General features: G+C 66.4%; 6 protein-coding genes. 1 reads left to right on the top strand and 5 read right to left on the bottom strand.

The features are described from left to right. Window positions 1–192: 192 nt before the first annotated feature. The 5 genes from NN5_RS08730 to NN5_RS08710 form a co-directional block, all read right to left on the bottom strand. Window positions 193–1,641 carry an efflux transporter outer membrane subunit gene (locus tag NN5_RS08730; protein ID WP_067733888.1) on the bottom strand — a complete coding sequence of 483 codons (1,449 nt, stop codon included), beginning with the start codon at window positions 1,639–1,641 and terminating at the stop codon, window positions 193–195. A 14-nt stretch (window positions 1,642–1,655) separates the two neighbouring features. Further along, complete coding sequence (locus NN5_RS08725) at window positions 1,656–4,841, bottom strand: efflux RND transporter permease subunit (protein ID WP_067733887.1); 3,186 nt, start codon at window positions 4,839–4,841, stop codon at window positions 1,656–1,658. 59 nt (window positions 4,842–4,900) lie between these two features. Continuing rightward, window positions 4,901–6,181, bottom strand: a complete 1,281-nt coding sequence (locus tag NN5_RS08720) for an efflux RND transporter periplasmic adaptor subunit (protein ID WP_067733886.1) — start codon at window positions 6,179–6,181, stop codon at window positions 4,901–4,903. Further along, window positions 6,178–6,585, bottom strand: coding sequence for a hypothetical protein (locus NN5_RS08715; protein ID WP_067733885.1), 408 nt, complete (start codon window positions 6,583–6,585; stop codon window positions 6,178–6,180). The genes NN5_RS08720 and NN5_RS08715 overlap by 4 nt, the downstream gene beginning before the upstream one ends. A gap of 500 nt (window positions 6,586–7,085) precedes the next feature. Beyond that, the gene (locus tag NN5_RS08710; protein WP_067733884.1) at window positions 7,086–8,039 is read right to left on the bottom strand and encodes a ketopantoate reductase family protein; all 954 of its coding nucleotides are present in this window, start codon (window positions 8,037–8,039) and stop codon (window positions 7,086–7,088) included. A gap of 135 nt (window positions 8,040–8,174) precedes the next feature. Between NN5_RS08710 and NN5_RS08705 the strand changes: the two genes are divergently transcribed. After that, window positions 8,175–8,576 carry a glycine zipper 2TM domain-containing protein gene (locus NN5_RS08705; RefSeq protein ID WP_084384826.1) on the top strand — a complete coding sequence of 134 codons (402 nt, stop codon included), beginning with the start codon at window positions 8,175–8,177 and terminating at the stop codon, window positions 8,574–8,576. Window positions 8,577–8,636 lie beyond the last annotated feature (60 nt).

Here is an 8,636-nt window from a genome sequence, read left to right as displayed (position 1 = left end):
GGGGATGTCCCCTTTCTCTCTCCAAACGAAGCGTGAAGGGAAGTCCGCCATCCGTCTTGGAACATTTTTTGAAGGTCATCGAGCGGGCGGACGGTGGGACGGAGATCCGCACGAAACCGTGATTGCCGGTGTCGCATGGCGTGCCCGGTGAAGGGCCTCGCGGATCTCCGCCGCTATTGCGCCGTCATTGTCTTATTTCGTGAGCGCTGCGGTCTGCGGGAACGGGGCATCTTCCCCGTCCTGCCAGTTGCCGCCCAGCGCGCGGAACAGATCGACTTGCGCAAAGGCGACATCGCGTGTCGCCTGGGCATAGTCGGTGTCCGACTGGGCCAGCGTTCGCTGCGTATCGAGCACGTTGAGCGCGTCGATCTGGCCACGGCTCTGGCGGGCAAGGCTGACTTTCGCGGCCCGGTCCGCCGCATCGCGCGCCGAGGCAAGGCGCGCCTTGCGCAGCAGGGCGTTGCGATAGGCGGACAGGGCCGTTTCGGTTTCCTCCAGCGCCCGCAGCACAGTGCCGTCGAAGGTGGCGAGATCGGCTTGCACGTCCGCCCTGGCTCCACCGATGCGGGCGCGGATCGCTTCCTGATTGGGGAAGGCCCACGAGATCAGCGGACCGACCAGCCAGCGCAAGGGGCCCGCGCCGAACACGTCCGTCGCGCCGGCAGCGGTCGTGCCCACCGAAGCGCCCAGCGTGATCTTCGGATAGAGATCGGCCGTCGCCACGCCGATCCGCGCGGTGTCGGCGGCGAGGCGGCGTTCGGCGGCCTTCACGTCGGGGCGCCGGGCCAGCAGGGTGCGGCCGTCACCGATCGGGATCGGCTGGCCGACATCGGGTGTGGTGGTCCGCTCGCGGACACTTGCGGGAATGTCCTGCGGCGTGCGCCCCGTCAGCGTGGCAAGGCGGAACAGGGCGGCATCGCGCGTGGCCTGCAGCGCGGGGATGGCCGCTGCCTGTTGCTCGCGAAGCTGCGTGACGCGGATGACGTCGAGCTTCTGGTTGAGCCCGTGTTCGAAACGGGCCTGGGTGATCCGCACCGAGCGGTCGAGCAGATCCACCGTATGCTGCGCCACGGCGAGCTGCTCGGCCGCGCTGGTGGCATCGACATAAGCGCGCACGGTATCGGCGGCTACCGTCACCCGCACCGCATCGGCATCTTCCCGCGCGGCGGCGTAATCGGCGCGCGAGGCCTCGATCCCCCGGCTCACGCGGCCGAACAAGTCGAGTTCATAGCTGACGGCGAATTCGCCATCGACGGTGCGGCCCTGCCGGTCGGCGCCGGGCAGGACCTGGCTCTCGGCCTTGCGGCCATACGTGCCGGAGCCGTCGATCGAAGTCTGCGGCAGGGCGTCCGCGCGCGATCCGCGCAAGTTCGCTCGTGCCTTTGCGATCCGGGCCACGGCCACGCGGACATCGGTGTTCGCAGCCAGCGCATCCTGCACAAGGCCGTCGAGCACCGGGTCAGCGTAGAGGCGCCACCATGTGTCGTCGGGCGCCGTGGCCGTGACTTGCGGAGACCCGGCGCCGATGAACGGCGCCTCGGCGGCGGGAGGTGTCACCGGGGCGACATAGTCGGGACCGGCAGCGCAGGCCGCGAGGCTGGCCGAAGCCAGCAGCGCCGCGGCAAGGTTGCGCATCTTCATTGTTGCAGTTCCTTTCATTCCGCCGGTTCCAGCGCGTGGCTTTCATGCTCGGGGCGGCGCGGCCGTCCGGGGAAGCGGGCCGCCAGATGGCGGCACACCACGTAGAAGGTGGGGGTGAACAGCAGGCCGAAAGCCGTCACGCCGGTCATGCCGAAGAACACCGCCGTGCCCAGCGCCTGCCGCAGTTCGGCGCCCGCGCCATCCGCGATTACCAGCGGCACCACGCCCAGGATGAACGCGAAGCTGGTCATCAGGATCGGCCGCAGACGGGTGCGCGCGGCATCGACGGCGGCTTCCACCGGGGAGAGCCCGCGTTCCTCTTCCGCCTGCTTGGCGAACTCGACCACGAGGATCGCGTTCTTGGCGGCTAGCGCGATCAGCACGACGAGGCCGATCTGCGTGAGGATGTTGTTGTCCATCCCCCGCAGGTTCACGCCCAGCATGGCCGCGAACAGGCACATCGGCACGATCAGCACGATCGCCAGCGGCAGCGTTAGGCTCTCGTACTGGGCGGCCAGCACGAGGAAGACGAAGAGCACGGCCATGCCGAACACCACGCCCGCGGTATTGCCCGCTGTGGACTGCTGATAGGCAATGCCGGTCCACTCGTGGCCATAGCCGGAGGGCAGGGTCTCGTCGGCAATGCGTTCCATCGTCGCGAGCGCCTGTCCGGTGGAATGGCCCGGCGCCACGCTGCCATCGACTTCGATGGCGCGCTGCAGGTTATAGCGCACGACGCGATAGGGGCCGGTTTTGTCCTTGAAAGTGGCGACCGAACCGATCGGCACCATCGCGCCGGAGTCCGAGCGGGTCTTGAGGTTGGCGATGTCCGCCGTCGTGCCGCGATAGGGCGCATCCGCCTGCGCGGTGACGCGGTACGTGCGGCCCAGCAGGTTGAAGTCGTTGATGAAGGCGGAGCCCAGATAGACTTGCAGCGCTTCGAAAATCCGCTGCGGCGGCACGCCCAGAAGGTCGGCCTTGCGCCGGTCGACATCGGCATAGACGCGCGGCGTCGCCATATTGAACAGGGTATAGACCTGCCGCAGTTCGGGCGACTGGTTGGCCTGCGCCAGCAGCGGCCCCACGGCCTTGGCCAGTTCGGCGTAACCGCGCCCGTCCTTGTCCTCCACGATCATGCGGTAGCCGCCGGGCGGGACGATGCCGTTGATCGTCGGTGGGGGCAGCAGCAGCGCCTGCCCTTTGTCGAAGCCCTGCATCGCGGCGTGGGCCTGCTGCATGATGCTGGCATAAGTCGCGCCCAGCTTCTTGCGTTCCTCGAAGCTCTTGAACGGGAAGTAGATCGCCGCGGCGTCGGGCGTCTGGGTGCGCGAGGGGCCGTGGAAGCCCGCGAACATCACGGCGCCGCGAATGCCCTTGATCGGCAGGATGCGCTTGGCGACGTCCTGCATGGCCGCGTCCGTGCGCGAGAGCGAGGAGCCCGGCGGCAGGAAGATCGCGGCCAGGAAGTAGCCCTGATCCTGCTGCGGTACGAAGCCGGCCGGTGTCGCCCAGAACAGGCCGAGCGTCGCCAGAATGAGGGCGCAATAGGTCGCCATCATCCGCAGCGGGCGCAGCACCAGCCGGTGCGTCAGGCGGGCATAGGCCTCGCTCATCCGCTCGAAGCCGCGGTTGAAGCGGCCGGCGGCGGTCTGCAGCCCCCGCTTCCAGCGCGGGGCACCGGCGGGCAGGGGATGCCGCTCGCGCAGCAGGATCGCCGCCAGCGCAGGCGAGAGCGTGAGCGAGAGCAGCAGCGAGATCACTGTCGCGGTCGAGATGGTGACGGCGAACTGCTTGTAGAACTGGCCCGAGATGCCCGAGATGAACAGCGTCGGCACGAACACCGCGCAGAGCACCAGCACGATCGCCACCAGCGCGCCCGAGACTTCGTCCATCGAGCGGCGCGCCGCCTCGATGGGTTTCATCCCGTGCTCGATATAGCGCTCGACGTTTTCGACCACGACGATGGCGTCGTCGACGACGATGCCGATCGCCAGCACCAGCCCGAACAAGGAGAGGTTGTTGAGCGAATAGCCCAGCGCTGCCAGCATCACCGCCGTACCGACCAGCGAGACCGGAATGGCGATGATCGGAATGATCGCCGCGCGCCAGTTCTGCAGGAACACGAGGATGACGAGCACGACCAGCACCACCGCCTCGAACAGCGTGTGATAGACGGCATCGATCGACTGGCCGATGAATTCGGTGGGATTGTAGATCACCGAATATTCGAGACCATGCGGGAACGACTTTGCCAGTTCGTCCATTTGCGTGCGGACGGCCTGTGCGGCGTCGAGCGCATTGGAGCCCGGGCGTTGCAGCACCGCGATGACCACGGTCGGCTTGCCCGAAAGATAGGTGTTGGTGCCATAGTCCTGCGCGCCCAGTTCCACGCGGGCGACGTCGCGCACGCGGATCTGGCGGCCGTCGGGATCGGTGCGGACCACGACATCGGCGAACTGCTCGGGCGTCTTGAGGCGTCCCTGCAATTCGACGCTGATCTGGTATGCGTTGCCTTGGTCATAGGGCGGCTGGCCCAGCGCGCCTGCGGAGACCTGCACGTTCTGTGCGCGCAGGGCGGAGACGATCTCGCCAGCCGTCAGGTCCATCGCGGCGGCCTTGCCCGGATCGATCCAGATCCTCATGCCATAGTCGCGCGCGCCGAACAGGCGCACGTCGCCCACGCCGTCGAGACGGGCCAGCTTGTCCTTCACCTGGGTAAGCGCATAGTTCGAGATGTAATCGCGATCGAACGTGCCGTCCGGAGACTGCAGGTTCACCACCATCAGGAAGTCCGGCGAGGTCTTGCGCGTGACGATGCCGAAGCGCTGCACTTCTTCCGGCAGGCGCGGCGTGGCCACGGCCACCCGGTTCTGCACGAGCACTTGCGCGGCATCGAGGTCCGTGCCGATCTTGAAGGTGACGGTGATCGTCACTTTGCCGTCGCCCGTGGACTGCGAGTCCATGTAGATCATGTCGTCGACGCCGTTGATCTCCTGCTCGATCGGCGCGGCGACAGTATCGGCCACGGTTTCGGCGGAGGCGCCGGGGTACTGCGCCGTCACTGTCACGGTGGGCGGGACGATGTCGGGATACTGGGTGATGGGAAGACCGAGGAACGCGAGCGCGCCCACCACGGTGATGACCACCGCGATGACGCCCGCGAAAATCGGCCGGTCGATGAAGAACCGGGAAAATCGCATGGGTATGTGCCCCTGTGTGGAGAGCGTTGCCGGGTGACGGCGCCCCCGTTACGGGTAAATCAGTTGGCGAGGGTCGCCTGGGCGGCCATGGGCTCGGCAGGTCCTGTGGGAGCCGGAGCGGGGGCTGGATCGGCCGTGATCTGGCCGCGCCGCGTGGCCACTTTGGCCCCGGCAACAGCAGCCTGATAATTGGAGATCACCACCCGGTCCTGCGCCGTCAGCCCCGCACGGATCACGCGCAGGCCGCCGATCATCGGGCCAAGCTCCACCGGCTTGGCCGCGACCGTGCCGTCCTTGCCGACCGTCAGCACGACCTTGCGCGCCTGATCGGACTGGACTGCATCGTCGGGCACCAGCATCGCTTTGACCGTGCCGCTGTCGGCAAGGCGCATGTTGCCGAACATGCCCGGCGTCAGGAAGCCGTCGGGATTGTCGAGCACGGCGCGCACGCGGATCGTGCCGGAGCGGGGATCGAGGCCGTTGTCGGTAAAGTCCAGCTTGCCGTTCCAGCGATAGTCCGCCTCGTCCTGCAAGCGCACCTGCACGGCGGCGGGTGCCTTGCTTTCCGCCCGGTCGCGCTGGGTCTTGAGGAACAGGGCTTCGGATGCGTCGAACGTGAAGTAGATCGGATCGACTGCGTTGATCGTCGTCAGCAGCGTGGCATTGGCGTTGTTGTCGCCCGAAACGAGATTGCCCGCGTCCACCCGCCGGTCGGAAATCCGGCCGGAGATCGGTGCGCGCACCGTGGTGAATTCGACATCGAGCGCCCGTTCGCGCTGGCGGGCCTGCGCGGCGGCCAGCGCGGCCGCGGCCGAGCGGACGCGGGTGCGCAACTGGTCGATCTCGCTGGCGGCGACCGCCTCGTCACCGATCAACCCGGCCACGCGGCCATAGTCGGATTTGGCGAGAGCCAGCGCGCTTTGCGCCGAGGCGACATCGGCCTGGGCTCCGGCTAGAGCGGCGCGATAGGGGCGGGGGTCGACCTGGAACAGCGGCTGTCCCTTGCGGACGGTATCGCCGTCGCGGAAGTAGATTCCGGTGATCGCACCCGAGACGCGCGAGCGCACTTCCACGGTCTTGCTGGGGGCGAAGCGGCCGATGTAGTCGTCCCACTCGGTCACGTCGCGCACGAGCGGATAGGCCGCCTGAACCGAAGGCGGCGGCGGCATCGCGGCGGCGGTGTTGTCCTGATCGAACAGGGCCCAGCCGGCTCCTGCTGTCAGGACAAGGGCCAGGGCGGCAATCGCGGTTGTGCGGGGGGCAAGGGGCCAGCGGCGTTTGGCGGGCGCTTCCGGCACGTCCTGCACCGGGATGTCGTTAATGTTCGCTGGAAAGTTCACGCAGCAAGCCTCTGGAAAGGGGCGCGGGCGCGCCCGATGGTATCGACGACGGCGCCGATCTGATCTTCGCTGAAACCCGCGATGCGAGCTTCCTTCCGCGCGGATGCAGGCAGTTGATAGCCCTTGTGCCAGGTGTGGACGGCGAGCCTGCGCAGCGCCTCCAGCCGCTCGTTGGCGAGCATCGGCGAAGCCGGCTGCGGGCCGAGGATGAGCCGGGCAAACCAGCCCCGCTTGCGCTGCGCGCGCAACGTTTCGAGGCTGTCATGACGGGCCAGTTCGATGACCCGGTGTTCCAGCACGCTGAGCGGTCCGGCAAACCCGAGGGTCTGGATATCGGCCGGAAGATCGGCGGAGGGAATGGGCTGGGCCCGGTGCGCTGCATCGCCAAAATCGATGAAGGCCATATTTCGTGCTCCCTGAAAGAGCCCGGCGCGCGCCCTTGGGGGGAGGGCGGGGGGAACGAGGCGCGCGCCGAGGCGTTTTCCGGCGCAAGGGCCGCCGGAAATTGGTTCATGTCAGCCGTCCGGGCACGCCGAGGCGAGGCCCGTCATGACGGCTGGTTGCAGTCGTGTTGTCAGGAGCCCTCCAGCGGGGGGATGGAAGGCGCCAAAAGTCCACCGGTCAAACCGGTGTGGGGAATTCAATCATCGGCTCTCCTGCAATGCGGTGAGTCGAATGGTTGAGTTCTGTACTGTCTGGTACATATTGCGAGGCGGTGGTGCGTCAAGCGCCATTCTGTACCATCCGGTATTTTTGCTTTCGCGAGCCGATTTCAAGAGGTGAATGGCAGGTGAATGCAGATTTTTCCTGACGCGGCGCCTTGGAGTGCAATCATGGTCCGGCTTGGAAAAGGCGGCTCAGGCAAATGTATGGAAAGCCGAAGGGCCTTTGGGAAGCCAAGGGCCTATTCAGGCCGATCGCTCGGAGCCTCTTCCGATGCCGAGGAGACGTTTATGCCCCGGGCCCGGATCATGGCATCGATCCGGCGGTGGACGGGCGCATCCTCGCCGGCATCGGCGGCCAAGCGGATGACGGCACCGACCTGGCAATCGTATTCGGAGGGGCGCCGCGCTTCCAGATCGCGTTGCATCGACGTTGTCGCCGTTGGCGGGAACCCGGCAACGAATGCAAGGGTGCGCTCTACGCAATCATCCGGGAGCGGGACGCCGCGTGCCGCCGCGACCTTGGCAATTTCGCGCATGGCGTCTTCCAGGAAGGCCCGGCCCTGTTCGTCCTGCATGATTTCACCGGCTTTGCGGCCCATCGCCGTGCCGACACCCCCGAGCGCGCTGGCGAGCACGAGCTTCTCCCACAATTCGATCGCTATGCCGTCCGACCGCCGGTGCATGATGCCTGCCTGCGAAAGGAGAGTGTCGAATTGACGGAGGCGCTCGCTTCCAAAGGGTGTCGTCAGGCCGAAGACCACTGAGGGCTCCACGCCGACATGGCGCACGACGCCGTCATCCAGTTCGAAAAAGCCGTGGATGCGAGAGCCCATGACGGCAGAGCGGGGGAAGCAGGCTTCCACTTGCGAAGGGGCTTCGACCCCGTTCTGGACCGTGACGAAGGCTGCCTGTCCGGCGGCAAGCGGCTGGGCCAGGTCCAGCGCTTGCGGGAGATCGCCGGCCTTCGTGCACAGGATCACGATGTCCGCTCCGGCAATCTGGTGGCAGTCGATTGCGATAGGGACGAGGACGCGCGAAATCTCACCTGCGGTATCAAGCAGGACCCCATGGGTGCGAAGGTGGGACGCGCCGGGTTCCCGGCCTACCAGCACGCAATCGATACCTGCCGCAACAAACCGTGCAGCCAGAAAACGCCCCAGGGCGCCTGCGCCGATGATGACAACTTTGTCCATGGCCGGGCGCTACCGGATAACGGCCGGCAATTGAAGGTGGCTTGATGATCTGCGTTTTTTAACAAGGAGTTTACTTTGACAAGGCTCTTGCCCGGGTCCACCCTCGCAGGGAGGGAAGATAGCAGGAGAAGGTCCATGCGTATCGGTTCTATGGCATTGGTCGCGGCTCTGATGGTGGCCGGATGTGCTACGGATGGAGGCTACGGGCCTTCCACGTCCACTTGGCGCAATTACGACTACAACCGCCCCGATCCCAGATATGGCAGCTATGACCCCAGCCGCTACTACCGGTCGGATTCCCGCTATCAGGAGCACCGGCTTGGTCCGAACGACCGGATCTATCGCGGAAGCGACGGCCGCTACTATTGCCGGCGATCCGATGGGACGACTGGTCTGATCGTGGGCGGAATTGCCGGTGGTGTGCTGGGCAATGTTATTGCTCCCGATGAATCGGAAACACTTGGAACGATCCTGGGCGCGCTGGCCGGAGCCGCGATCGGCCGCGAAGTTGACCGGAACAATATCCGCTGCCGTTGATGCAGAGACCCCATGGCAGTCCGCGGGATGGTATGAACGCGTAAGCGTCTAGGGCAATTC

The organism is Novosphingobium naphthalenivorans NBRC 102051, assembly GCF_001590985.1.
GTDB classification, from domain to species: Bacteria; Pseudomonadota; Alphaproteobacteria; order Sphingomonadales; family Sphingomonadaceae; genus Novosphingobium; species Novosphingobium naphthalenivorans.
This window is presented reverse-complemented; position numbering and strand designations above follow the sequence as displayed.